22 protein-coding genes are annotated in these 23,581 nt (G+C 58.1%); 15 read left to right on the forward strand and 7 right to left on the reverse strand.

Translation table 11 applies throughout. The features are described from left to right. Positions 1–315, forward strand: a 315-nt coding sequence (locus AC04SH_RS33070) for a Ulp1 family isopeptidase (RefSeq protein ID WP_488481728.1), incomplete at its 5' end; no start/stop codon positions are given. Positions 316–489: 174 nt separating this feature from the next. Here AC04SH_RS33070 and AC04SH_RS33075 read toward each other — a convergent pair. The 3 genes from AC04SH_RS33075 to AC04SH_RS33085 all read right to left on the reverse strand — a co-directional run bounded on the left by AC04SH_RS33075 (position 490) and on the right by AC04SH_RS33085 (position 3,916). Beyond that, entirely contained in the window at positions 490–1,293 is an 804-nt protein-coding gene (locus AC04SH_RS33075) for an HAD family hydrolase (RefSeq protein ID WP_488481729.1), read from the reverse strand. Between the two features lie 241 nt (positions 1,294–1,534). Further along, positions 1,535–2,623: a cysteine protease StiP domain-containing protein gene (locus AC04SH_RS33080; protein ID WP_488481730.1), complete on the reverse strand. Its 1,089-nt coding sequence runs from the start codon at positions 2,621–2,623 to the stop codon at positions 1,535–1,537. Between the two features lie 84 nt (positions 2,624–2,707). Beyond that, the gene (locus AC04SH_RS33085) at positions 2,708–3,916 is read right to left on the reverse strand and encodes a phosphoribosyltransferase domain-containing protein (RefSeq protein WP_488481731.1); all 1,209 of its coding nucleotides are present in this window, start codon (positions 3,914–3,916) and stop codon (positions 2,708–2,710) included. A 1,084-nt stretch (positions 3,917–5,000) separates the two neighbouring features. On the opposite strand from AC04SH_RS33085, the gene AC04SH_RS33090 reads away from it, so the two are divergent. Next, positions 5,001–5,369: a hypothetical protein gene (locus tag AC04SH_RS33090; RefSeq protein WP_488481732.1), complete on the forward strand. Its 369-nt coding sequence runs from the start codon at positions 5,001–5,003 to the stop codon at positions 5,367–5,369. Between the two features lie 742 nt (positions 5,370–6,111). On the opposite strand, the gene AC04SH_RS33095 is transcribed toward AC04SH_RS33090, so the two are convergent. Both AC04SH_RS33095 and AC04SH_RS33100 read right to left on the reverse strand, forming a co-directional pair. Next, positions 6,112–6,807 carry a GntR family transcriptional regulator gene (locus AC04SH_RS33095; RefSeq protein WP_488481733.1) on the reverse strand — a complete coding sequence of 232 codons (696 nt, stop codon included), beginning with the start codon at positions 6,805–6,807 and terminating at the stop codon, positions 6,112–6,114. Next, positions 6,807–7,580, reverse strand: a complete 774-nt coding sequence (locus AC04SH_RS33100) for a maleate cis-trans isomerase family protein (RefSeq protein ID WP_488481734.1) — start codon at positions 7,578–7,580, stop codon at positions 6,807–6,809. Before AC04SH_RS33100 ends, AC04SH_RS33095 begins: the two co-directional genes overlap by 1 nt. Positions 7,581–7,737: 157 nt before the next feature. Here AC04SH_RS33100 and AC04SH_RS33105 point away from each other — a divergent pair, with 157 nt between their 5' ends. The 8 genes from AC04SH_RS33105 to AC04SH_RS33140 all read left to right on the forward strand — a co-directional run bounded on the left by AC04SH_RS33105 (position 7,738) and on the right by AC04SH_RS33140 (position 15,950). Continuing rightward, complete coding sequence (locus AC04SH_RS33105) at positions 7,738–8,883, forward strand: M24 family metallopeptidase (protein ID WP_488481735.1); 1,146 nt, start codon at positions 7,738–7,740, stop codon at positions 8,881–8,883. Positions 8,884–8,892: 9 nt separating this feature from the next. Then, on the forward strand, positions 8,893–9,105 hold the full coding sequence (locus tag AC04SH_RS33110) for a hypothetical protein (protein ID WP_488481736.1): 213 nt from the start codon (positions 8,893–8,895) through the stop codon (positions 9,103–9,105). Next, a complete protein-coding gene (locus tag AC04SH_RS33115) occupies positions 9,098–10,438 on the forward strand; it encodes an amidase (RefSeq protein ID WP_488481737.1) in 1,341 nt (446 codons plus the stop codon). Before AC04SH_RS33110 ends, AC04SH_RS33115 begins: the two co-directional genes overlap by 8 nt. A 63-nt stretch (positions 10,439–10,501) precedes the next feature. Beyond that, on the forward strand, positions 10,502–11,575 hold the full coding sequence (locus AC04SH_RS33120) for an ABC transporter substrate-binding protein (protein ID WP_488481738.1): 1,074 nt from the start codon (positions 10,502–10,504) through the stop codon (positions 11,573–11,575). 95 nt (positions 11,576–11,670) lie between these two features. After that, positions 11,671–12,780, forward strand: coding sequence for an ABC transporter ATP-binding protein (locus AC04SH_RS33125; protein WP_488481739.1), 1,110 nt, complete (start codon positions 11,671–11,673; stop codon positions 12,778–12,780). Then, positions 12,773–14,023 (forward strand): ABC transporter permease, encoded by a 1,251-nt coding sequence (locus AC04SH_RS33130; protein ID WP_488481740.1) that lies wholly within the window; start codon positions 12,773–12,775, stop codon positions 14,021–14,023. Before AC04SH_RS33125 ends, AC04SH_RS33130 begins: the two co-directional genes overlap by 8 nt. Before the next feature lie 10 nt (positions 14,024–14,033). Beyond that, positions 14,034–14,873 (forward strand): ABC transporter permease, encoded by an 840-nt coding sequence (locus AC04SH_RS33135; RefSeq protein WP_488481741.1) that lies wholly within the window; start codon positions 14,034–14,036, stop codon positions 14,871–14,873. 279 nt (positions 14,874–15,152) lie between these two features. After that, on the forward strand, positions 15,153–15,950 hold the full coding sequence (locus AC04SH_RS33140; RefSeq protein ID WP_488481742.1) for a pyrroline-5-carboxylate reductase family protein: 798 nt from the start codon (positions 15,153–15,155) through the stop codon (positions 15,948–15,950). Between the two features lie 3 nt (positions 15,951–15,953). Here AC04SH_RS33140 and AC04SH_RS33145 read toward each other — a convergent pair whose 3' ends face one another. Beyond that, a complete protein-coding gene (locus AC04SH_RS33145) occupies positions 15,954–16,931 on the reverse strand; it encodes a GlxA family transcriptional regulator (protein WP_488481743.1) in 978 nt (325 codons plus the stop codon). 95 nt (positions 16,932–17,026) lie between these two features. Between AC04SH_RS33145 and AC04SH_RS33150 the strand changes: the two genes are divergently transcribed. From AC04SH_RS33150 to AC04SH_RS33170, 5 genes are all read left to right on the forward strand, one after another. Beyond that, positions 17,027–18,277 (forward strand): sarcosine oxidase subunit beta family protein, encoded by a 1,251-nt coding sequence (locus AC04SH_RS33150; protein ID WP_488481744.1) that lies wholly within the window; start codon positions 17,027–17,029, stop codon positions 18,275–18,277. Positions 18,278–18,295: 18 nt separating this feature from the next. Beyond that, positions 18,296–18,574 (forward strand): sarcosine oxidase subunit delta, encoded by a 279-nt coding sequence (locus AC04SH_RS33155; RefSeq protein ID WP_488481745.1) that lies wholly within the window; start codon positions 18,296–18,298, stop codon positions 18,572–18,574. Beyond that, positions 18,571–21,537 carry a sarcosine oxidase subunit alpha family protein gene (locus AC04SH_RS33160; RefSeq protein WP_488481746.1) on the forward strand — a complete coding sequence of 989 codons (2,967 nt, stop codon included), beginning with the start codon at positions 18,571–18,573 and terminating at the stop codon, positions 21,535–21,537. Before AC04SH_RS33155 ends, AC04SH_RS33160 begins: the two co-directional genes overlap by 4 nt. After that, entirely contained in the window at positions 21,530–22,054 is a 525-nt protein-coding gene (soxG, locus tag AC04SH_RS33165; protein ID WP_488481747.1) for a sarcosine oxidase subunit gamma family protein, read from the forward strand. The genes AC04SH_RS33160 and soxG overlap by 8 nt, the downstream gene beginning before the upstream one ends. Before the next feature lie 142 nt (positions 22,055–22,196). Next, complete coding sequence (locus AC04SH_RS33170) at positions 22,197–23,273, forward strand: GlxA family transcriptional regulator (RefSeq protein ID WP_488481748.1); 1,077 nt, start codon at positions 22,197–22,199, stop codon at positions 23,271–23,273. Between the two features lies 1 nt (position 23,274). Here AC04SH_RS33170 and AC04SH_RS33175 read toward each other — a convergent pair whose 3' ends face one another. Further along, positions 23,275–23,418 carry a hypothetical protein gene (locus AC04SH_RS33175; protein WP_488577920.1) on the reverse strand — a complete coding sequence of 48 codons (144 nt, stop codon included), beginning with the start codon at positions 23,416–23,418 and terminating at the stop codon, positions 23,275–23,277. Positions 23,419–23,581: the final 163 nt, after the last annotated feature.

The following is a 23,581-nucleotide window of genomic DNA, read 5'->3' on the forward strand; positions in this document are numbered from 1 at the left end:
GCCAATCGCCGCGGCAGCCATTGGTCGCTGCTGTTCGTTGATCGCCGCGAGCGGGAACGGCCGGTTGCCTATCACTACGACTCGAACGGGAGATACAACGAGGCGCCCGCAGGACAACTCGCAGCAAGGCTGGGCGCGCGCTTGGAGTCGCCCCGCTTCCCCCAACAGCGAAACGGTCACGATTGCGGCGTCTTTGTGGTGGACGGCACACGCGAGCTGGTTAGGCGATTGGCGCAACCAGGGCAGCCAGTCCAGCTGGACCTCGACGGGCTCCGTGCCGATCGGCAGGCACTGCAAAACAGACTTAGGGGCTGAAGTTTCGCCATGGCAGGATAGCTCAAATTTAGACTGGAGCACCTCACGCCCACGGCCTGGGGCTCAGGTCCGAGAAGCACGCCCTGCGAAGGAGCATTCCCACCCGACCTGAAAAAGCAGCTGACTCATTTCTTGTGAATGCCTTTGACCAGAAAATTCCGACGCAGTGGACCGTCAAAAAATGCCCGCAAAAAGCGTCTTCGTTGGCTCGTTCAGCATCGCCGAAATCTGCGAGCGCGATGGCGCACCCCACCAGTCGCACAAATTGAGATAGCCGAGATCGCTTGTACTGTCGCCGAATCCGATCGCTGGCCTATCTTCAGACTCCGACCGGAGTTTCTTCAGGAGGAACTCTACTGCCCGGCGCTTTGAAACAGGCGGGGGAATGAGCGTGAAGTTGTTTCCGTTGTGATGCCGTATCCAACCCGCATCGTCGAACTCAAATTTCAGTTCCGCCAGCCTCTTACCATCACCATTATTTTCTTTGAAAACGACATATGTGGCCATCCCCTTTTCTTCTACGATCCACGAACGAAGAGACATTTTGCCAGCTGCGGCTACTTGCCGACCAATTTCAAGTACCTTATCCAGTGCCTTCCTGTGAGGGATCAGCTCCTTAGAAATGACATCGTGCCACTCCTTCAGATGCGCGCCGTCCGGCTGAAGGATGACAGCGCCGTTTGCAACAATTGCATAGCTGTTGAACGCGATCTTGACGTTCCCGTAGGCCGTCGTGCCACGTGCCGTGACGGGAATGACTTGTGACGTACCCAGCAGCCAATCGATCATCGCGACCTGGCGTGGCGTCATCATGGAATGATGTCCGTTCAAGGAGACCGCAGCTAGCGCCAGTTTATGCTGGCTGCCTTTCGGGCACTTTGCACGTGTTTGGAACAACGTGTCATCCAGATCAGCAAAGACGATTGGCTGCACGGCGTGATCTGCGGATTTGATGGGTTGATCAGGCAATGCACTCATCCGTCATCCATGTTTGGAATCCGTTTTCGACACTCGGAAAGGTCCCGGGCAGATGAATTTGGTGTTGCGTTCACACTTATGCCAACGCTTCCCTCAAACGGTGGCCAGCCCTTTTATAATCACGAAAATGACGTCCTGTCCGCTAACAACCAGCAAGTCGGATGAATCGAAATGCCTGCCACACGCTCGGTCTTGTTGAGCGGTTCCGGAGTTTGGACCAAGATGCAATATAATCAAATTTCTAAACCTTCTTTATCAAAGTAATGGCGCGATATGGATGGATATTTTCCGGAACCACTTGGACGGGAACGTCCCTCTTCCGGATCAAATGCCGTAGCGCTGCCAGGTCAGGGTCCTCAACGGAAGAGAGGAGTGCAATTTGAGGCTTGCGGCGTAGAATTGCTCGCGTGGCTTCCGCAATTCCTGGCTTGATCCGATTAATATTCTCAACAGCAAACTGTGCAGCAACCCGATTAATTGCCTCCCGCGATCGTCTCTGATGTCTTGAGCGGTCGTTGTCTGTCCACTGCGCGAGATCATCAGTTTGGTCTAGCGCGGTGACAGCATGTGCCCACACATTATCCACGAAAGCAGCTGAGATATCATGGGACACTAAGTGATTCCATAGGATTGTACCGTGAAAATCTTCCGGACCTGTGACGTCCTCGTTCAGTATCGAACGGCTGACCAGCCCGGACACGGTGCTCCCGAGTATTCCCGATGGAATGAGCCAGTCCTCGGCCGACGCCGCAAGCCACGCCCGGCCACAGGGGTCCGACAAAACCACCAGCTTTGGCGGCTGTGCAGAAAACGAAGGGAAGCTCCGTTCCAGCTCAGTGGAGATGCTGCCTTTGCCCGTCCAGCCATCAATAAACAGCAGACCTTCAATTGGGCGCCGCTCAATGATGTGGCGCATTGCATTACTGTCAATTCCGCGGTCCCGTATGATCGAAATGCCAAAGTGTTGCACGTCCTTTCCCATGCGCGACAACGCACGCTTGAGGAGGACACCTAAAGGCACCCCGGCCCGAACGAGGCTCGCCAACGTGATGGGGCCTTTAATTTGATTTGAGATAGACCGCGCGAGAGCCGCTACTTCGCGTCCCATTCTCGCAGCACCAACTGACATCGCGTCGTAGAATATCGTCATGTAGTCGGCTTCGGGGGCGCTTTCGAAAGAAATCATTTCCGAATAATGACGTAGGCCGGATTGTATCGCCCATTCCTTTGAAGCGTCGCCGATTGGCTCCAAAATTACGGGCTTCAATAGAAACGTGATGTCCGTACTACGATACGCTCCGGAAAATATCTTCCCTTTCGTCGCCGACAATGTGACTCCTCTGCCTCCAACTAGCGTAACGTCAAGACCTGGAGCGCGATTGAGCGTATTGAATTTTTTGTGTGATGATAATCATCAAATAGCAATTACCCTCTTGGGAATTACGACCGATGCGCGCTCCAAAAAGTGAATGAGTATATGGCTTATATACGCTTCACTTGTCTCGGAGCACAAAAGTATTTTGGCGTATTCTGATGGAACGACATTGTACAGATAGTTAAAGACATTCCCGCCGTAGTTATCTTCAAACGCTATTTTCGATAAAATGGCGTGACCCACTGAAATCGGTGATCGGGTAATCGATGAGTAGTGTACGTCAGCTCCTTCCAGCTCCAATTTTTCCGCAAGCAGGAACGGCTGCCAAATGTTTTCTCCTGTACCAAGGACCAGCGTAGCGCCCGACGACGCCGCCTCACCATCCAGTTGAAGATGGTGCCGGGAGACACCCAGCCGCGCCCAGTTGATATCCGGCGAAATGACATTACCCCTTTTTTTTCCAACAGATGGAACTTCCGGAGCGATGTTCAAACCGTTTGCATCCCAGCGGTACCGCCCGGAAAGGATTGACGCGCGCTTCACGTTGGCTGCGATTATCTGTTCGACAGCACCATCTGACCAATCCGTAAGCGTAACGAGAATCGTATTTCGAAGGTTCGACCTAATGCTGGCAGGCAGAGCTGCGAACAGATTGCCGAATGTTTTTCCGGTCGACGCTTCATCGTCAATTAACACAAGCGTCCGGGCGTTCTTGACCATCGAGACCAGGACTGGATCGAGCGGCCAGTGTACGACATGTCCTGGGGCGTGACTGTGCTCCTCCTGGAATTGACAGATCAGGGGCAAACCTAGTCCGTGTCTGGTGGTGCAAATGTAAACAGTGTCGTCTCGTTCATATCGTTCTGAATATTGCTGGTGCACGCCCGCTCCCAGCCCGACAGCAGTTTCGGCCACGCCTATGAACAGGATTGGCCCTTCGAGATCGGGTGAAATTTGGTCGGCCAGAAGTGTGTACGTCTTTCGCATCAGCGAAGGCCGAACGGGACTGTGACGGCCAAGCAGCTTGGAAGCGAACAGGAAACACCGTTTGGGATTGATGCGCTCCGCGAACCCGAACGTTGCCTCGGGGGGAAGTAGGCTGCGATCGATCTCAACCGATATGGTTCCGCGGGCGAGTTCGGCAGAAAGATACTTTTTATATGCGTTGTCCAAATGTCCTACCCGGGCTTTTGTTTTGGGGGTGTCACGGGTAACTTCTCGTGCAGAGGTGAGTAGACGCAGATTCATGCACACCAGCTACAAACGCCAGCGCTCTACCGCCAATGTCCCTCCTTTGGTCCCTTTGGGCCGACGCCGGGTCGACGAAATTGTGGAGCGCGAGATCACCGTCTCAGTCCCCCGCTGAAGCAAGAAGTTTGGCCCGTTACGTTGAGCGACTGCGTACGAAGCGGCCGGCTCCGATGAAGTTTGGCACCTGGGCGAAGTCCTCATCAACCTCCCCCGGGAAGAACTTGGTGGCGCCGGACTGTCGATCAGGAGAGACGCGTTCTCGGCGATCTTCCAGAGCCACCGCAAAATACCGCCGGGTCTGATAACCATCTGCAAGAGGATCTGAAACCAGAGCATCATCACCAACAACCAGCCATCAACAACAGAGCCGAGAATTCTTACGAGCCGCTGCGAAGGGTAATTCCGTGCTTGTGGGCCAATTGCCATGTCATCTCCGTTGGTTGAGGCAAACCTGTTACAGCGGCTTCCTAAGGTTGATGTGCAAGTGAGGTGCCATCCTGCGGGCGCAGCTGCGCGCTGATACGCAAGTTGGGCCGGCGCACCTTCACGTCGCACGCTTCCTTCTTTTTGCGTCGAGGGCTGCGTATGAAATGCAACACATTTCGCTATGGTGCGCCTGTTCGATAGTCGACAGTTTTGGGTCAATAGCGACAGGGCGTTATCAACTTAACTCGCGGTAGGGATTTGCGGCAGAAACGCGACGGGATGAACACCGCAACCGTCGCCTACAAGCGCCATCCTTCAGCGGCGGCCGAAGGCCAGGACTTCGGCTGTGTAGGTCTCCAACACCAGGCTGAAGGGCTGGTTCCCTCCACTATAGAGGATGGCCCGGTGCCGAAGTACCTGGTGGGAATGGCCAGCGCGCCCTTCCCCTCCGCCGGCAGCGGCGCGTCCATCTCCCATCCCTTGGGCAGCGGCGACCACAGCAGCTCGGCGCTAATGGTCTGGCGGCGAAAGTGCAGCGGCTGGACCACCTTTGATCGGTGGTGTCGAGTAGCTGGTTCATCTGCGGTGTGAGCCGCGACGGGACGTACCAGTTATCGGCTTCGGAGAGCACTACCGCGCCACAGGCGAGCTGCACATGGCGGTACCGCACGGGCTCGCCGGCGCTGATGGCCAATGCCTCACCGCCATTTTCCGGCATCAGTTCGTCATCGCCCTTCACGCGATGGGCGACGATCTTCACTTCCGGCGCCAGCCCGTGGTCACCACACCATCGTTCCAGCGTCAGCGTGGCGCTGGGGTGGCTGAGCAGATCAGCGTTGAGGTTTCCAGCAGGGCCAGCGCCTGGGTGCGCGAGGCCGTGTCGTTGTTGAATGGGCCGCGGGCCTCCGAGGGTGACGAGACCGTCATCATCAGGGCGAGGGAGGCTGCCGCTGCGATGAAATTTCGAGTACCCATGCTACGATCCTTTGCGTTGCGTCACGAGGCGGCGGCTGCAGGAACGTAGCCTTTGCGCGGATTGAAAACATGGCGGCAGCCGCAACGACGAAAAACCCCTGGTCGCCATCGTCCGAAAAGCCCGCTGCCGAGAGGAGGTGGCAGCGGGCTCGAGATGCAGCGCAAAAAGGCACGCCGCACGCGTCGTCATGTATTTTGGGGGGGTAGATGGCCGACTTCAGAATCTCGACCATCGCTGCTTATATTGCGATGCACAAAATATATATCGCAAGGCGAGAGCGTTACTCGGGGCCGGTCGAATAGGCATCTGACGAGAGAACACTGGGCACTGTAATGTCGGCATGGGTGACTGATATCTGCGATCGGACGATCAGCTTGAAGGTCCGTGGTCCGCCACACCGCCGCCACCGATTTCCAGCTGAGATCATCGCCCATGCGAGGCTGTAGTTCTGCTTTCCCCTCAGCTTGCGCATGGTCGAGGAAATGTTGGCGGCCCGAGGCACATCGTCACCCATAGCGAAAGAACCCGGGTGGAGCGTTCGGCCGCCTCTTCGACAAGAAGATCAAGCGACGGGTGCGTCGGTCGCCTTGGGTGACAAATGGCACATCGACGAGATGGTGGCCAGCGTCGCCGGAAAAATCGACGGTGCCGAAACCGGTAGACGCTGCATGCTGTGGCCGGTGGCTTTCCAACAGACGGTTGCCACTGGCTGCGCCGAGTGGGCCGTACTGTTGCGCTGGCCGATGGCCCCTAGAATGGGTCGCGATTGACGTGATGGATAGGATGGTGATCAGCCGGTGGAGATGTATGCCGCGACGCGCGATAGGCCGTACGAGATGAAGTTGCGCTGGACGAATCCAACCGCTCTGAGATCTCCAGCGCGCAGCGCGCGGGATATTTCATCGACTTCCTCGTTGAGAAACCTGACTTCATCCTCCCACATTCTATCGACCAAGCTGTACCAGACACGTGACGCTTGGAAGTACAGGCGATCGTGGATCTCCCGCATCGCGGAATTGCTTATCAGTGCGTTGACAGCAAAATGCAGCTCATGGTTGATCTGCCAGAATTGTTCAAAATCCCTTGACTGAAGAAGGGCTTCTATCCGAGGCACAAGCGCCTCAACCTTTTCAAGTGCTTTGGAGGCTCGGTCGGGTCCGCTGAAATCGCCGATCATTTCGCTCAGTCTTAGACGGAAAGCGTAGACATCCTTAAATTCCTTGAAATCCACTCCGGTGACTGTCGTGCCAACACCATTCTTGGTTTCAACAAGACCTTCGTAGTCAAGACGCTGCAGCGCCTGCCGGACGGGCGTACGGCTAACGTTGAACTCCGCCGCCAGTTCTGTCTCGACGAGCAGTTCGCCGGGGCGATATTGCAACAGACATATCCGGTCTCGAAGAACACGATGGATTTCGATTGACTGGCTCCTAGGAGGCGCAGCTCGTGGCGCCTCTCGGTTAAGTGCTGTCGCTGCTTTAGACATCAGTTCTCTTTGAAAAGTCGGCCATATTTGTCGCTCCGGTCATTCACTCCGGCCAACCGCAAGCAATCCCACATCATCGCCTGATTGCTAGTGATCACCGGCTTACCCGATTCGGCTTCAAGTGCCTGGATAATGTCCACCGAGCGAAGAGCGCCGCAACTGATAAAAATGGCATCGGAATCTGCCCGATCAACCTGCTTCGCGAATTCGTAGATGTAGTCAGGGGTCACCCGCACCATGTCTTCATCATTTTCAATGTTCAAACCCTGGATATTCAGGATCTCAAATCCCCGTTCTTCCATATAAACCCGCTCGATTTCGTTGACGGGATCGAGATACGGGGTCGCGACGGTGATCTTCCTCGCATTCACGGCCTTTAAGGCGCGCATTACGGCCGAGATTATAGACGTCGGCTTGGCGCCGGGTGCACCGCGCTTGAGTTCGGTGAACACCTTGTCTTCGCCGATCACAACGCTTCCAGAAGTGCATGCGTAGCAAATAACGTCGAGTTGCACCTCCGGAACGATCAGAGCAGCAGCGTCACCGATTCCCGACGCCATGGCGGCCAAAGTTTCGACGTCCACCTTATTGGCCATCGGGGCTCTCTGGAAGTGAACGCCGACCCCATTCGGAGCGAGCTTAAACATATCCTCTTCGATAGTCTGCTCCATTGCCAGAAGCACGAAGCCGAGCTTGGCCCTGTGGTGCCGCCCAGCGTCGAAGCGGATTCCTCCACGGCCAATTGAATTCTCAACCTTTCCACTTTGTCGCATGCGTCGCCTCCTATGCACACCTGTACACAGCCAGTGCCCGTTGCGCAAGATTACAGCCCCAAGATTCTCGAAAAAATGCAACATTGACACATCCCCGACACCGCTTTATAGCTATGGAAATCCAACCTGCATACAGCTCGACGAAAGCGCAAGAATCATGAGACCAGGCAAGCTACGTACTGAAAAACTCAAGAAGGCGCTCCAGGCGGCCGGATTCGAGACCGCCATTTTGACCAATCCGGATTCCATCGCCTACTTCGGCGAATATCTGGACTACCTGGGCATAGACTTCGGTCGCCCTACTCTCATGACCGTTCCGGTTGACGGCGAGCCGACCATTATCACTCCCCTGATGGAATCAGAGATGTGCGGAAGGATGAGCTGGGTGACGGACATCCGCCCATGGAGCGACGGCATCAACGACGAGTGGCGCAGCGCCCTCAAGTCGGCGGTCGAAGGAAAGGCGCGCCGAGTCGCAATCGAGAAGCGGTCCATTCCTGCGCTCGTGGCCAATGATCTCCTCCCAATGCTTCATGGAGCCGAAGTCGGCGACGCCGGACGTGTCATCTCGGAGATCCGGATGATCAAGTCGGCCGATGAGATCGAGATCATGCGCAAGGCGGGCGAAGTCGCCGTCGCGATGGTAAAAGGCGCGCGCGAAGTCATCGCCGAGGGCGTCCCGGAGTACGAGGTCGCGCTGGCGGTCATCGCAGCGGGAACCAGGAAGGCAGCGTCATTCCTCGATGACAAGACGGACCGCTTCGTCTCGCCCACCATCTACAATCTTCAGATTATGCAGTCCGGCACCGATGTGTGCCTGGTGCACCGCCGTTCTTCTGTTCGGACCATCCGGAAGGGAGACCCGATCTATCTCTGCTTCTGCGGGATCGCCAACTTCCGCAACTACAAGCTCGGCTTCGACCGTGAATTCTTCGTCGGCGGGGCGACAGACGAACAGGCACGCGTCTACGAGACTGCCGTTGCCGCTCAGCAGGCGGCACTCGCGGCAATCAAGCCGGGGATCGTATGCGAGGAAATCAACGCCGCTGCGGAAGCAGTCTACACGGAAGCAGGCTTTGCGGCCGGGTATCGAACTGGTCGTTCGATCGGTCAGTCGTTCCTGGAATCTCCAGAACTCAAGCGCGGCGAGGAGCGCCTCCTCGAAGCCGGCATGACCTTCGCGGTCGACGGGGGGATTACGATTGAAGGAAGCTTCGGCGGCCGTGTCGGGGACTCGATCGTGGTGACTGATGCCGGATTTGAGTACCTGACGAAATATCCGCGTGAACTCGCAGTCGTTTGAGGTAGCTCGATGAGCCGGCCCACCTTTGCTACATTGGAAGCGATGAACGCCGAATTCTTCGGCGGCCGCTGGGACGAGAACGATCTTGAGCAGCTTGTCACTCCGACATTCGGCGTCGTCTCCAGCTTCGAAAAGGTCATATCCGACCTCCAACGTATCGTGAGCAAAGATTTGGGCCAGGTAGGCCCCGATGACCACCGCACGGGGCTCACCAATGACTGACAGGAAATCCGTCAAACAGATTGCGGCGGAAATTCGCGGCGGCCGCTCGGTTGTCGAAGTCGTCGAGGAGAGCTTGGCGGCGGCGGAACGACTGAATCCCGAGCACTTCAGCTTCATCACGATCATGCGGGATCAAGCACTCTCGCGGGCGGCAACGCTCGACGCGCGGCGAAGAGACAGCCATGATGGGGTCTTGCTCGAGGGCGTGCCTTTCGCGGCAAAGGACATGTTCGAGACCGCCAGTGTTCTCACAACGGGCGGAAGCCGGGTGCTCAAGGACAATGTTCCTGACACATCGGCTCTGGTCATTACGCGTCTTGAGGAGGCTGGCTCCGTACTGATCGGCAAGGCGAACCAGCATGAGTTCGCGTATGGCGCGACGGGGGAGAACGTATGGAGCGGTACCACTCGCAATCCGTTCGACACCACCCGGTTGGCCGGAGGATCCAGCGGGGGGTCGGCAGCCGCAGTTGCGGCGGGGATCGTGCCATACGCCTTGGGAACAGACACTGGCGGCTCGGTCCGTGTTCCAGCCGCACTTTGTGGAGTGGTCGGTTTCAAACCCAGCTTCGGGCGTATGAGCCTTCAAGGCGTCATTCCGTACTGCTGGTCTCTCGATCATGCCGGGATCATTGCCAACAACGTCGAGGACGTGGCCCTCGTTCTCGATAAGACGGCAGCTATTGGTCAGGCAGCAGTTCCAAAGAACTTGAGGGTCGGAATTGTAAAGGGTTGGGCCGAAAGAAGTGACGAGCCCGTCCGTCAGGCTTTTTCAACGGCCAGATCGGCCCTCCAACAAATGGGGGCTTCGTTCACGGAAATCGAACTCCCGGACCAAGCGGAAGCAAGAACAGTTTCGCTGACGATACAGTTGGCAGAAACGTTGGCCTATCATGGCCCCAACCTCGTGCGTGCACGCTCATCATTCGGAGCGGACATGCTGAGCGGGATGGCGCTAGGACAGTTCCTTTCGGCAGAGAGCTACATCCAGTGCAAGCGCATGCTTGAGGTTTATAATCAGGCATTCTCAGAAACGATGAGCACCGTGGACGTTCTCCTGACGCCCGGCTGCCCGATTACGGCCCCTAAAGTTGGTGCGGTGCATGTCGAAGTGGGAGGTGACAGCCTGCCCGTAGGAAACGCGCTGACATTGTTCACATCGTTCTTCAACCTTGTGGGGACACCAGCCATCGCGCTCCCCGTCCACGAGGAGAGATCCTACCTCCCTGTCTCAGCGCAGCTAGTCGGCGGACGCAATCGCGACTCCGAGCTTCTGGCTGTAGCGCAGGCTTTTGAGGAAACACTTCGAGAAACAAACGAGCTCGCGGCCTAGCCCCTTGCGCCTTCTATCAATCAAGCCGGCGGAAAGATCGGTCAATCCAGAGGAGTAACAAAAATGACAAGGCTTCTTTATCTAATGGCAGGCATTGCCGCTGCCAGCATCTCTACAGTAACTTCCACAGCCGTCGCGGCTGACCAATTGGTTGTTGCTTCGTTCGGCGGTGCCTACACGGCCAGTCAGTCAAAGGCCTTTATCGAGCCCTACATGGCCGAGAAAGGCGCGAAAGTCCTGACCGCCGACTACAACGGGGGTCTGGCGGAACTCCGCTCCCAGGTGCAATCCGGCAACGGCGCCTGGGATGTAATCGACCTCGAGCTTCAGGATGCGCTCAGAGCTTGCGATGACGGCCTCGTAGAAAAGATCGACCCATCCCAACTTGCTCCGGCTGCCGATGGAACCGCTGCCAAGGACGACTTCCTCCCAGGCACCCTGATGGATTGCGGCGTCGGAACCATCATGTGGTCGAACATCATCGCCTACGACAAGACCAAGTTCCCGAACGGCGGTCCCAAGACCATTGCCGATTTCTTCGACCTGAAGAAGTTTCCGGGCAAGCGCGGCCTGAGCAACAAGCCAAACGTCAACCTCGAATGGGCACTCATGGCCGATGGTGTGCCGAACGACAAGGTTTACGAAACGCTCGCGACCAAAGAAGGTCTCGACAGCGCGTTTGCCAAGCTCGACTCCATCAAAAAGGACGTCGTGTTCTGGGGCGCGCATGCTCAGGCACCGCAGCTTCTCGCAGACGGCGAAGTTGTCATGACGGCAGCCGCGAATGGCCGTATCTACGATGCAATTTCGAAGGAGAATAAGCCGTTCGAGATCGTTTGGGATGGACAGATCTGGAACCTTGATGTCTGGGCGATTTCGAAGGCCAGCAAGAACAAGGACGCGGCTCTGGACTTTGTGAAATTCTCCACGACAGGGCAGCGGCTTGCCGATGTGACGAAGTACATCAGCTACGGCCCGGTTAGGAAATCCTCGCAGTCGTTGATCCCGGAGGCGATCCGGACCAGCCTGCCGACGTACGAAGCCAATTTCAAGACGTCTCTTGCGAACGATCTCGAGTTCTGGGCAGATCATCAGGATGAGATCAACCAGCGCTGGGCGACTTGGTTAGCGAAATAATTCGTTCGCGAATTACACAGGATGGTCGGAGAGTTGCTCCGGCCATCGGATCGATGCCGTGGCTGCGGCAACACCATGAGCCAGAATGAGACATCATGAATAGCGACATCACAGCGTTCGTGAATTTCCACGAAGTGCAAAAGAGCTACGACGGCTCTTCGCTTGTCGTGCAATCCCTTTCCCTTGCCATAGCAAAGGGAGAATTTCTCACGATGCTGGGCCCATCGGGGTCTGGCAAGACAACGTCATTGATGATGCTTGCAGGCTTCGAGCAGCCCACGGGCGGCAAGATCACCGTAGCCGGCCGCGACCTAACGAACGTTCCTCCTCACCGGAGAGATATCGGGATGGTCTTTCAAAACTATGCTTTGTTTCCTCACATGACAATTGAGGAAAACGTGGCGTTCCCCCTTGTGGCGCGCAAGATGCCGAAGCCAGAGATTGCATCGCGCGTAAGCGGCGCGCTGGAACGGATCCGCATGGGCGCATTGGCGCACCGTCGCCCCGCCCAGCTTTCAGGTGGACAGCAGCAGAGAGTGGCCCTCGCGCGCGCTCTGGTGTTTGAGCCTTCGCTTGTGCTGATGGATGAACCCCTGGGCGCGCTCGACAAGCAGCTTCGCGAACACATGCAGATGGAGATCAAGCACCTGCACGAGGAACTCGGCCTCACCGTGGTGTATGTGACGCATGATCAGGACGAAGCCTTGGCGATGTCAGACCGCGTGGCGGTCTTCAACAATGGCATCATTGAACAGGTCGGTCCTGCCCGGGCGATTTATGAATCGCCTGAAACGGCATTCGTTTCGTCATTCGTGGGCGAAAATAACCATCTGAGCGGCGTCATCTCTTCGGCTGCTCGCAACGTGTGCGTCGTGACAGTGGGGAGAGTCGACCTGCAATGCGTTGCCGTCGGATCCTTGAAGCGAGGTGACAGCGCGGTGGTCTCGCTTCGTCCGGAGCGCGTGTCTTTGGTACATGATGGGGCGGTCTTCGCCAACACCGCCAAAGCCGTCGCGAAGGAAGTGGTCTACTTCGGAGATCATCTGCGCCTGTCTTGTCAGCTCGAGGACGGGCAGACCGTGAGCGTGAAACAATCGAACAGGGACGGTATCGCACAGATCTCCGTCGGTCAGGCCGTGCTGCTTGGTTGGCAAGCCACCGACGCGCGGGCCTTTTCATCCGATGGAGTGCCTGGCCATGGATGATGCGGCTGCGGCTGTCGTCGCGACACCAAGAGAAATCGCCCGGCAGGTCGCGCGGTCTCGCCGGAGCGAAACGCGGAAGGGCCTTCTCCTTCTGGCGCCTGCGTTGCTTTTCCTGTTCTTCACCTTCCTCCTTCCGCTTGGATACATCCTGCGCTTAAGCGTTTACGATCCCACCATTCACGATGGACTACCGCGGACCGTAGAGGCACTTCAGAGTTGGAGTGGAAGCGGTGCCCCCGACGAGAATACGTTTCAGGCTCTCGCACACGATCTGGTCGAAGCCCGACAGGCGGATACAGTCGGCTCTATAGCCAATCGACTGAACGTCGAGGCCGCTGGGCTGCGCAGTGCTTTCACGAGAACGGCGCGGCGCCTCGGGCAGAACCCTCCCAGCGATCATTATTCAGAATGGTTCTCACAAGCGGATGCTGTTTGGCGTGAACAATCGACCTGGCAGGCCATCAACCAGTTGCGTAGCTCTGTGAGCGCCAACTACTACCTCGCCGCGGTTGATCTCCGCCGGACCGCGTCAGGGGCCGTTGAACGCGTCCCTGAAGAGAACCGTATCCACACCACGCTCTTCGCGCGAACCTTTCTGGTTGCGTTTTCAGTTACGGCACTCTGTATCCTGCTTGGCTATCCAGTGGCCTATCTGATCGCGACGTCGTCGAAGCTTCTCGGCTCGATTATGATCGTCTTCGTCCTTTTGCCGTTCTGGACGTCCCTGCTTGTTCGTACTACCGGCTGGATCGTGCTTCTGCAATCTCAGGGCGTTCTAAACGACCTGCTCGTCTACTTCGGGGTCATCTCGGATCAAAACAGGGTGAGAATGATCTACAATCTCGCCGGCACCCTGATCGCCATGACGCACATCCTGCTGCCCTTCTTCATCCTTCCACTTTACAGCGTGATGGTTTCGATATCTCCGATGTATATGCGAGCTGCCCAATCGCTGGGTGCTCATCGGTTCTACGCGTTCTGGAAGGTCTACTTTCCAAACACGCTGCCGGGCGTTGGCTCAGGCGCCCTTCTCGTCTTCATCCTTGCCGTTGGATACTACATTACGCCCGCTCTCGTCGGCGGACAATCCGGTCAGATGATCTCCAACATAATCGCGTTCCACGTTCAATCGTCTCTTAACTGGGGTCTAGCCGCGGCTCTGGGCATGATACTCCTGTCCGTCGTCCTGGTCCTCTACGCTGTTTACCACCGATATTTCGGCGCCAATCGGCTGGTTAACTGAGGAAGGCGACATGAACAGTTACAGCATTGAAATAGTTTGGTCGGTTCTCTTCCGCGTCATTTGCTTGGCGATCCTGATCTTTCTCATTGCCCCGATATTGATCATCGTTCCGCTCTCCTTCAATGCGGAGCCCTACTTCACATTCACCAACGGTATGCTGCACTTTCAGTCAGACGCGTTTTCGACGCGATGGTACGAAGCATTCATTTCAGATGCAGGCTGGACAGTCGCCGTCCGCAACAGCTTCTTTGTCGGGACTCTTTCGACTATTTTGGCGACGGGGCTCGGAACCCTTGCTGCTTTGGGCCTCAACAAGCGCCTCCCCCTGCGGAGCCTGATCGTGAGCCTTCTCCTGGCCCCAATGATCGTCCCGATCGTGGTGCTGGCTACCGGGACCTATTTTGTCTTTGCCAAGGTAGGTCTCGTTGACAGCTATCTCGGGCTGGTGCTCGCTCATTCTACCTTGGGGTTGCCGTTCGTCGTCGTGACAGTGCTGGCCAGCCTCTCAAATTTCGATCAGGGCCTTGTCCGTGCAGGTCTCATTTCGGGGGCGCATCCGACGATGGTCTTTCGTCGCGTCACACTGCCCCTTATCGCACCAGGCGTCCTTTCCGGCGCGGCGTTGGCCTTCGTGACATCGTTCGACGAAGCCGTGATCACGTTATTCCTGTCCCCAAGTCCGGAATACTACACGGTTCCCCGCAAAATGTGGTCCGGGTTGCGTGAACAGATCAGTCCAACCATCCTGGCAGTCGCCACCACCTGGATCGTTCTCTCGTTGGTGCTGATGATCCTGATGGGAGTGCTGCGGCGCCAGTCCGCCAAAAGGTTGGCGAAACCAGTTGTGTAGACCAGCAGAAGAAACTACGGGCAATCCTGCGACAGGGCTCATGAACGATTGGGTTTGCAAACAGGAGCCTCTGAATCATCCTTGTCGGCAACAAACGAAGTGGGTGTCGCAGATTCAAGGTGGGAGGCTGGTGCGGTCCATGTCGCGCCCGGAAGAGCCGGCGAAATCCATCATTCGAATGAACATTGCGATGCCTTTTTTGGGCTGTCGGGTAACGAATGTGGTCCTCACCGACCGAATCGCGCAGTTTAGGTCGAGCGTGCGCTCGAGGGAGGACGAATGTCCAAGATTGGTATTATCGGGGCATCGGGGTGGTTGGGCTCGTCGTTGGCGCAGAGCCTTGTCGGTGCGGGGGTAGCTGAACCATCGGACTTGATCCTTTCTTTTCGAAGCAGGAGACCCGATGTTTTGCCGGGTTCAATGTGGACCCTGGACAACAAACTCCTCGCCGAGCAGGCCACGATAATCATCGTTTCGGTGCAACCAGCCGATTTTCGATCGGTTGACATCGCGACCGAGGGAAAGCTCGTGATCTCCGTTATGGCCGGGATCAACTTGGCTGCGCTTTCCCATCAGCTTGGAACGGATCGCGTCGTCCGAGCCTTGCCTAATGCTGCTGCGGAAGTCAGGCAGTCATACACGCCATGGGTCGCGCCGCTGAATCTTTCCGAGGAGGACCGGGGCGTTGCCGATCGCATTCTTTCAGCCTGGGGCGAAGTTGACGAGTTGCGTTCCGAGTTCGAGCTGGATTATTTCACGGGATTAACAGGCTCGGGCCCTGCATTTCCCGCCCTTTTGGCCCAGGCAATGGCACGAGATGCTGTGACGAGGGGGATCGATCCGATGGTTGCGCGCAGGGCCGTGGTTGCGGTGCTGAAAGGTGCCGGGGCGCTCTTTCAACGAAATTCAGACGCCCCTGAGGATGTTGTCAGACGGTTCATTGACTACAGAGGCAGCACCTCGGCAGGCCTGGAGGCTATGATCGCGAACAACTTCGAGACTGCAGTGAGCAACGGCCTTGAGGCAGCACTTGCCCGATCCTACTTGGTAGGGTCGGACGATCGCAAAGCCAACTGATCATCACGCGCTTTCCCTGTTTTTGTCTCGAAGACGGCGCGGAGAGCTCAAGAACCGCTTTGAGAATGCTTTCGAAAAATGCCCAGGACTGGAAAATCCAGCGGCGAACGCGATCTCCGAAATTGACAGTGGGCTTTGCTCCAGAAGTCTCCGAGCGTGATCCAAGCGCACATTTCGGTAGGCTTCAAGAAATCCGATTTCAAAGTGGTCCGCAAACAATCTGTCAAGGTGGCGAGCGCTGACGCCGGCGACCTTCGCCATCGCATCACGCGAGAGCGGATGTTCGATGGTGGCCTCCATCTTTTCCAGGACGGCAAGCAGCGCTGGATGATGGGTTCCAAATCGCTCTGCCGACGAGCCGCGCTGAGGGGCGGTCGGTTCGCCGATTGCAGTATGGAGATACCAATCGCTGACGCGGCGAGCGAAATGCGAGCCCATCCGTTCGGAAATCATCGCATGCATCATGTCGAGGGGCGCGATGCCGCCACCGCAGGTGATCCGGTCGCCGTCTAAGACATAACGCGCCTGCCGGGGCGATAGATGTGGAAAGGCTTCCTTAAGAAGCTCGGCATGTTCCCAATGGATGGTAAAGTCGCGCTTGCCCAAAAGGCCCGCCGCGGCCAGCAGAAAAGCGCCCGAAGATATGCCGCCAATCCGAGCGCCCTGGCGCGAGAGCTTGCGCAGCATCCCGTAGAGGCCGTCCCGGTCGACCCAGTCATGGCGAGACCCACCGGCACAAACAAACACGGTGTGGCAGGCGCCGCCCTTTGCCTGCAGATCGTCGCACTCAATGGTGAGGCCCGAAGAACTTCGCACCGGCTGGCCGGAGGAAGATAGCGGAGTGACATCATAGAGCGGTACGCCGGCGATCAGGTTGGCAGCGCGCAGCGGTTCGGTGGCCGAAGCATAGGACATCAAGGCGAAATTCGGCACGAGCAGGAAGCCCATGCGCTGGAGAGATCTGGACTCATTCGAAGTCATGTCCCGATATTATATCATTATGTCCCTTTTGGGCAATTACCATGGCCACACATGACGTAGGTTGCTGAATGACAGCTCCGTTAACAGGGCATTTCATGCGGTATTCGGCTCTATCCGTGCTTCTCAATGGACTTCGTGGCAACAAGGGTTGGACCCCGGCTTGGCGCGCGCCCGAGCCTAAACCCCACTACGACGTGATCATCGTTGGGGGAGGCGGGCATGGCCTAGCGTCGGCCTACTATCTCGCTAAGGAATTCGGCGTCACCAATGTCGCAGTGCTGGAGAAGGGCTATATCGGCTCCGGTAATGTCGGGCGAAACACAACAATCATCCGATCCAACTACCTGCTGCCGGGCAACAACCCCTTCTACGAACTGTCGATGAAGCTCTGGGAAGGCTTGGAGCAGGATTTCAATTTCAACGCCATGGTCTCCCAGCGCGGCGTGCTCAATCTCTACCATTCCGACGCGCAGCGCGACGCCTACACGCGGCGCGGCAATGCGATGCTGCTGCATGGGGTCGATGCAGAGCTGCTCGACCGCGAGGCGGTCCGCACCAAGCTGCCATTCCTCGATTTCGACAATGCCCGCTTCCCGATCCAGGGCGGCCTGCTGCAGCGGCGCGGTGGCACGGTGCGGCATGACGCGGTGGCCTGGGGCTATGCCCGCGGTGCCGACATGCGCGGCGTCGACATCATCCAGCATTGCGAAGTGACCGGCATCCGCCGCGAAGACGGCAAGGTCGTCGGCGTCGACACCACGCGCGGCTTCATAAGCTGCGGCAAGCTCGCGCTTGCGGCCGCCGGTAATTCCTCGCGCGTTGCCGAGATGGCCGATATCAAGCTGCCGCTCGAAAGCCATGTGCTGCAGGCCTTCGTCTCCGAAGGCCTGAAACCCTTCATCGAGTGCGTTGTGACCTTCGGCGCGGGCCATTTCTACGTCTCGCAGTCCGACAAGGGCGGGCTCGTCTTCGGCGGAGACATCGACGGCTACAATTCCTATGCGCAACGCGGCAATCTCGCCGCCGTCGAGCATGTCGCGGAGGCGGGTAAGGCGATGATCCCAGGCATTTCCCGCGTGCGCGTGCTGCGTTCCTGGGGCGGGATCATGGACATGTCGATGGATGGCTCGCCGATCATCGACCGCACCCATATCGACAATCTCTACCTCAATGCCGGCTGGTGCTATGGCGGCTTCAAGGCGACGCCCGCATCGGGCCTCTGCTTTGCGCATCTCATTGCACGCGGTACCCCGCACCAGACCGCTCGCGCCTTCCGGCTCGACCGTTTCGCGCGCGGCCATATCCTCGACGAAAAGGGCCAAGGCGCCCAGCCCAACCTTCACTGATTTCCAGGGTACCTGAACATGGCAAGCCTTATTCCATGCCCTCATTGTGGCTCTCGACCGAAAGAAGAATTCACTGTGAAGGGGGCAGCGCTCGCCCGGCCCGCACCCGATGCCGGCACGGACGCATGGATCGACTACGTCTATCTGCGCGACAATCCCCGGGGCGCCTATGAGGAATATTGGCATCATACGTCGGGCTGCCGGCGCTGGATGGTGGTGAGCCGCGATACGGCCACGCATGAAATCTCGGGCTCCCGCGACGTTGTGCTCGACCTATCGGCGGAGGCGCTCCGATGACCTCCTATCGAATGCCCAAGGGTGGCCTGATCGATCGTCAGTCACGCCTCGGCTTCAGATTCGACGGCCAGTCGCTTACAGGCCATGCCGGCGATACGCTGGCTTCGGCCCTGCTCGCCAATGGCCGCCAACTGGTGGGCCGCAGCTTCAAATACCATCGGCCGCGCGGCATCCTGACCGCCGGCGCCGCCGAACCGAATGCGTTAATGAGCATCGGCAGCGGAGGGCGCACCGAGGCCAATACCCGCGCCACGATGCAGGACCTTTACGACGGTCTCGAAGCCCGCAGCCAGAACCGCTGGCCTTCGCTCGACTTCGATATCGGTTCGCTGAACAGCCTGATCTCGCCCTTCCTTGCCGCGGGCTTCTACTACAAGACCTTCATGTGGCCGGCGAAGCTCTGGGAAGGTCTCTATGAGCCCTTTATCCGCCGCGCCGCTGGTCTCGGCAAGGCGACCTACGAGGCCGATCCCGACCGATATGAGAAGAGCTGGGCGCATTGCGACCTGCTGGTGATCGGCGCCGGCCCTGCCGGGCTGGCCGCCGCGCTAACCGCCGGCCGTGCGGGGGCACGTGTCATCATCCTCGACGAACACAGCCTTGCGGGCGGATCGTTGCTGTCGGAAACCGCCACCATCGGTGGCGAAAGCGCGCCGGCTTTTGCCGAGCAGCTGGCTGACGAGTTGGAAACGCTGCCGAATGTGCGCCTGCTGACCCGCACCACCGCTTTCGGCTGGTACGACAGCAATGTCTTTGGCGCTGTAGAGCGCGTCCAGAAGCATGTGCGCAACCCCGATCCTAACAAGCCGGTCGAGCGCCTGTGGCGCTTCATCGCCAAGAAGGCGCTGCTCGCCACCGGCGCCGAGGAGCGGCCGCTGGTTTTCGGCGGCAACGATATTCCCGGCGTGATGATCGCGGGTGCTATGCGCATCTATCTCAACCACTTTGCTGTGGCCCCCGGCCAGCGCACCGCCATCTTCACCACCAATGACAGCGCCTATGCACTTGCCCGCGATCTTGAGGCGGCGGGTGTCCAGCTTACTGCAATTATCGATAGTCGCGCCGACACCCAGATCGCCTATACCGGCAATGCTCGCCTTATCAAAGGCGCAGTCGTGTCTGACGCCAAGGGCGGCAAGGCGCTCTCCAGCGTTAACGTCACGACCGCAAACGGCGCCACCGAAACCATCGCTGTGGATGCGCTTGCCATGTCCGGCGGCTTCAGCCCGATCATCCACCTTGCATGCCATCGCAGCGGCAAACCGCAATGGTCGGATGCGCATGGCGCCTTCATGGCCCCATCGGAGACCAGGGGCCTCGCGCTTGCAGGCGCCGTCACGGGCACCGCCGGATTGTCAGCAAGCTTTGCAGAGGGCGCCGCGCGCGGCGCTGCCATCGCCCAAGACCTCGGGTTCGCAGCCCAACCGTTCGACGCCGGTCCAGTCGATAGCGACATCATCGCTCCACCGACCCGCCCGCTGTGGAATATCCCTGGCGTGAAGGGCAAGGCCTTCGTCGATTTCCAGAACGATGTCGGGCGCAAGGATCTCGGCCTTGCCGTCCAGGAAGGCTATGGCGATGTCGAACTTGCCAAGCGCTACACGACATCGGGCATGGCCACCGACCAGGGCAAACTCTCCAATGTCAACGCAATTGGCCTGCTGGCCGAAGCCCGTGGCGTCTCTCCCGCCGAAGTCGGCACGACGACCTTCCGGCCCTTTTACACTCCCATCAGCTTCGGCGCGCTGGCCGGCCCGCATCACGGCCATGATTTCCAGCCGGTGCGTAAGTCGCCTCTGCATGACTGGGCCAAGAAACAGGGTGCGGCCTTCGTCGAGACCGGCCTCTGGTATCGCTCATCCTGGTTCCCGCGGGCAGGTGAAACCAGCTGGCGACAGAGCGTCGATCGCGAGGTCCTGAACGTTCGAAAGAATGTCGGCATCTGCGACGTGTCCATGCTCGGCAAGATCGAGATCTGCGGCAAGGATGCGGCGGAGTTCCTCAATCGGGTCTATTCGAACGCCTTCCTGAAACTGCCGGTCGCCAAGGCGCGCTACGGCCTGATGCTGCGCGAGGACGGTTTCATCTATGATGACGGCACGACGAGCCGCCTGGCTGACAATCGCTTCTTCATGACGACGACCACGGCCTATGCCGCCGGCGTCATGACGCATCTTGAGTTCTGCGCCCAGGCGCTGTGGCCGGAACTCGACGTGCGGCTCGCCTCGGTGACGGATCAATGGGCACAGATGTCCGTGGTCGGGCCGAAGGCGCGCGCGACGCTGCAGGCGATTGTCGATGACGATATTTCCGACGCTGCCTTCCCTTTTCTTGCGGCAAAGGAAGTCTCGCTGTTCGGCGGCCGGCTGCATGGCCGCCTGTTTCGTATCTCGTTCTCGGGCGAACTGGCCTATGAGCTTGCCGTGCCGGCCGGCTATGGCGAGAGCGTCGCCGACGCCGTTCTCCAGGCAGGGAATGAACATGGCATCCAGCCCTACGGCGTCGAGGCGCTCGGCGTACTGCGCATCGAGAAGGGCCATGTGACGCATAACGAGATCAACGGCACGGTGATCCCGTCGGATCTCGGCTTCGCAAAGATGGTGTCGACAGCCAAGCCGGATTTCATCGGCAAGGCGATGCTCGCGCGCGAGGGACTGGTGGCCGATGATCGCCTGAGCCTTGTCGGCGTCGTCCCGCTCGATTCCACGACCACATTCCGCACCGGCTCGCACATCCTCGCCAAGGACGCCGCGCCGACGCTCGAGAACGACCAGGGCCATGTCTCGTCGAGTGCCTTTTCACCGCATGTCGGCTCGACCATCGGGTTGGCGCTGGTGAAGCGTGGCCATGCCAGGCATGGCGAAGAAGTGGTGGTGTGGAACGGCCTGTGCGGCGAATCCACCGCAGCCCGGCTATGCAATCCGGTTTTTGTCGATCCGCAAAACGAGAGACTCCATGTCTGATTTACGGCTGACTCTTCATCCGGCGCTCAGCGCCAAGACTGCGGTCACCTCTGCGGAAGCAAGGCTCTCGGCGCTACCTGAAGGCGTGATCGTCCATGTGCTTGCAGCGCCCGGAGAACCGGACCTGAGATCCTTTCTGGGCGGACTCGGCAAAGGCGACGTTCGGGACGTTTCGCCGGGACAGTGGTTTATCGTTGGCGACGAGCCGATGACGCATTCCGCTATGAAGACCCTGTTCGAGACGCTCGAACCGCGCGCGACTGGCGTCGACCAGAGCGCCGGCCGTGTCCGTATACGTGTGGACGGCAACCGAGCAGAACGCATCCTATCAAAGGGTACGGCCATCGACCTTTCCACCGCCTCCTTTCCGATTGGCCGATCGGCAACAACCCTGATCGGCCATATCGCCGCTCAGATCACTCGCATCGGTATCGACTCCTTCGAGTTAATTGTGTTCAGGAGCTTTGCTCAGAGCCTTTGGGACGATGTCACAACGATGTGTGCTGAGTTTCTATAGTTTCAGGACAGAGCGCAAAATTTGCATGTGACGGTTTGCTCGCCGCTTCCTTAGGAGCATTGCCAGATGTCTCGCTCCATGCCGTTTTCCCTCCTAGAGGGCCTCATAACCAAAGACTGACGTTAGGTTTGAAGGCGTAAAGATGTTCAAGATGAAGTCTCCGAGGCGTGTGTTCAGTCTCTATCTCTGCCCTGGATTTTCGCTACTGGCTTTTTCTGCTGCAATAGAGGCGTTACGGCTTGCCGATGAAGTGCTTGGATCGGAGATTTACGCGTGGCGAGTTGTATCTGAAGACGGACACCCTGTGAGATCAAATTGTGGGGTTACGATCTCCGTGGACACGTCGCTCAAGGAGGAACGCGGCCTTCTTGGCAAAATCGGCTCGTTCCCCTCATCCGCTGTGATTTGCGGGGGTGGCGATCCCCTTCCCCCAAATCGAACCGTGCATGGCTGGTTACGGGAGTGCCGGGCTAGAAAACTGTGTGTGGTCGGAATCGCGAGCGGGGTCTTCAGCATCGCCCAGACCGGTCTGGCGAATGGACGAAGATGTGCAGTGCATTGGGAACAATTCCCATCATTCATCGAACAATTTCCAAGTGTCGCAGCGGTTCAATCTGCTTATGAGATCGACGGAGACACGTACTCCTGCTCGGGTGGAGATGCTGCTTTCGACATGTTCGTGCAATTTGTCATAGAAGACTATGATCCCTTTATAGCCAGTCGGGTGTGCGAAAAGGCCGCTGCTATGAGGCTCCGTCAACCTGGAGATCGTCAGAGGCTACCGCTGCATGCAGGCGCGGCCATCCACCATGACGGGTTGTTGAAGATCATCGAGCAGATGGAGAGGCATCTAGATGAGCCCCTAGCGCTCGAAGACATAGCTGCGTCCAGCTGTTTGTCTCGGCGCCAGGTTGAGCGCATCTTCTTGAAACAAATAGGACGTTCGCCTGCGCGATACTATCTCGAGATGAGACTTGAGCGGGCGCACTTGTTGGTCTTGAACTCGCAACTCCCAATCGTCGAGATTGCGATGGCCTGTGGTTTCATCTCGGCTTCACACTTTTCGAAGGCATATCGAGAGAAATATGAAATGACCCCAAGTGAGGCTCGCTTGAGCCGCAGATCGCCGACGAGCGGGCCAGCGGCACGGCCTGTTCAGCATATTCCTCGGCGCGGCCATGCGGCCGTCGGCCTTACAAAACACGGCCAAAGCGCCTGATTCACGCCTTCATCGCGAGAGCCGAGCGGGCAAGATCGCGTTCGATGACCTGGAGGTCTTCACCCAATCGGTCGAACACGCGCAGATGCCGATCGATCGCGGTGCTGCGATCCATCCCAGGAACTGGTCCGGTCTCTGTCGCCATGCTCATCGCCGAATGGTGAGCGCTGTTGCGGCACCACCTTTCGCGCGTGGTCGTGAGCCACGATGCTCGGAGCCTTTGAGGGCTTCGACACATGACGATTTCAGAGCTTACGCTTAAGTCCAGAGACGAAGAGCCGGTTCGTCGGCTTGAGATATTCACGGGT

The organism is Mesorhizobium sp. CNPSo 4688, assembly GCF_057784295.1.

What these genes read in the sequence shown, in the direction of transcription:
- soxG (WP_488481747.1), top strand. Translation starts at nt 21,530, where the DNA reads ATGTCTGATTTACGGCTGACTCTTCATCCGGCGCTCAGCGCCAAGACT.
- AC04SH_RS33170 (WP_488481748.1), top strand. Translation starts at nt 22,197, where the DNA reads ATGTTCAAGATGAAGTCTCCGAGGCGTGTGTTCAGTCTCTATCTCTGC.
- AC04SH_RS33120 (WP_488481738.1), top strand. Translation starts at nt 10,502, where the DNA reads ATGACAAGGCTTCTTTATCTAATGGCAGGCATTGCCGCTGCCAGCATC.
- AC04SH_RS33075 (WP_488481729.1), bottom strand. Translation starts at nt 1,293, where the DNA reads ATGAGTGCATTGCCTGATCAACCCATCAAATCCGCAGATCACGCCGTG.
- AC04SH_RS33135 (WP_488481741.1), top strand. Translation starts at nt 14,034, where the DNA reads ATGAACAGTTACAGCATTGAAATAGTTTGGTCGGTTCTCTTCCGCGTC.
- AC04SH_RS33160 (WP_488481746.1), top strand. Translation starts at nt 18,571, where the DNA reads ATGACCTCCTATCGAATGCCCAAGGGTGGCCTGATCGATCGTCAGTCA.
- AC04SH_RS33175 (WP_488577920.1), bottom strand. Translation starts at nt 23,418, where the DNA reads ATGGCGACAGAGACCGGACCAGTTCCTGGGATGGATCGCAGCACCGCG.
- AC04SH_RS33085 (WP_488481731.1), bottom strand. Translation starts at nt 3,916, where the DNA reads ATGAATCTGCGTCTACTCACCTCTGCACGAGAAGTTACCCGTGACACC.
- AC04SH_RS33090 (WP_488481732.1), top strand. Translation starts at nt 5,001, where the DNA reads ATGGCGGTACCGCACGGGCTCGCCGGCGCTGATGGCCAATGCCTCACC.
- AC04SH_RS33150 (WP_488481744.1), top strand. Translation starts at nt 17,027, where the DNA reads ATGCGGTATTCGGCTCTATCCGTGCTTCTCAATGGACTTCGTGGCAAC.
- AC04SH_RS33105 (WP_488481735.1), top strand. Translation starts at nt 7,738, where the DNA reads ATGAGACCAGGCAAGCTACGTACTGAAAAACTCAAGAAGGCGCTCCAG.
- AC04SH_RS33100 (WP_488481734.1), bottom strand. Translation starts at nt 7,580, where the DNA reads ATGCGACAAAGTGGAAAGGTTGAGAATTCAATTGGCCGTGGAGGAATC.
- AC04SH_RS33095 (WP_488481733.1), bottom strand. Translation starts at nt 6,807, where the DNA reads ATGTCTAAAGCAGCGACAGCACTTAACCGAGAGGCGCCACGAGCTGCG.
- AC04SH_RS33115 (WP_488481737.1), top strand. Translation starts at nt 9,098, where the DNA reads ATGACTGACAGGAAATCCGTCAAACAGATTGCGGCGGAAATTCGCGGC.
- AC04SH_RS33145 (WP_488481743.1), bottom strand. Translation starts at nt 16,931, where the DNA reads ATGACTTCGAATGAGTCCAGATCTCTCCAGCGCATGGGCTTCCTGCTC.
- AC04SH_RS33130 (WP_488481740.1), top strand. Translation starts at nt 12,773, where the DNA reads ATGGATGATGCGGCTGCGGCTGTCGTCGCGACACCAAGAGAAATCGCC.
- AC04SH_RS33110 (WP_488481736.1), top strand. Translation starts at nt 8,893, where the DNA reads ATGAGCCGGCCCACCTTTGCTACATTGGAAGCGATGAACGCCGAATTC.
- AC04SH_RS33140 (WP_488481742.1), top strand. Translation starts at nt 15,153, where the DNA reads ATGTCCAAGATTGGTATTATCGGGGCATCGGGGTGGTTGGGCTCGTCG.
- AC04SH_RS33125 (WP_488481739.1), top strand. Translation starts at nt 11,671, where the DNA reads ATGAATAGCGACATCACAGCGTTCGTGAATTTCCACGAAGTGCAAAAG.
- AC04SH_RS33155 (WP_488481745.1), top strand. Translation starts at nt 18,296, where the DNA reads ATGGCAAGCCTTATTCCATGCCCTCATTGTGGCTCTCGACCGAAAGAA.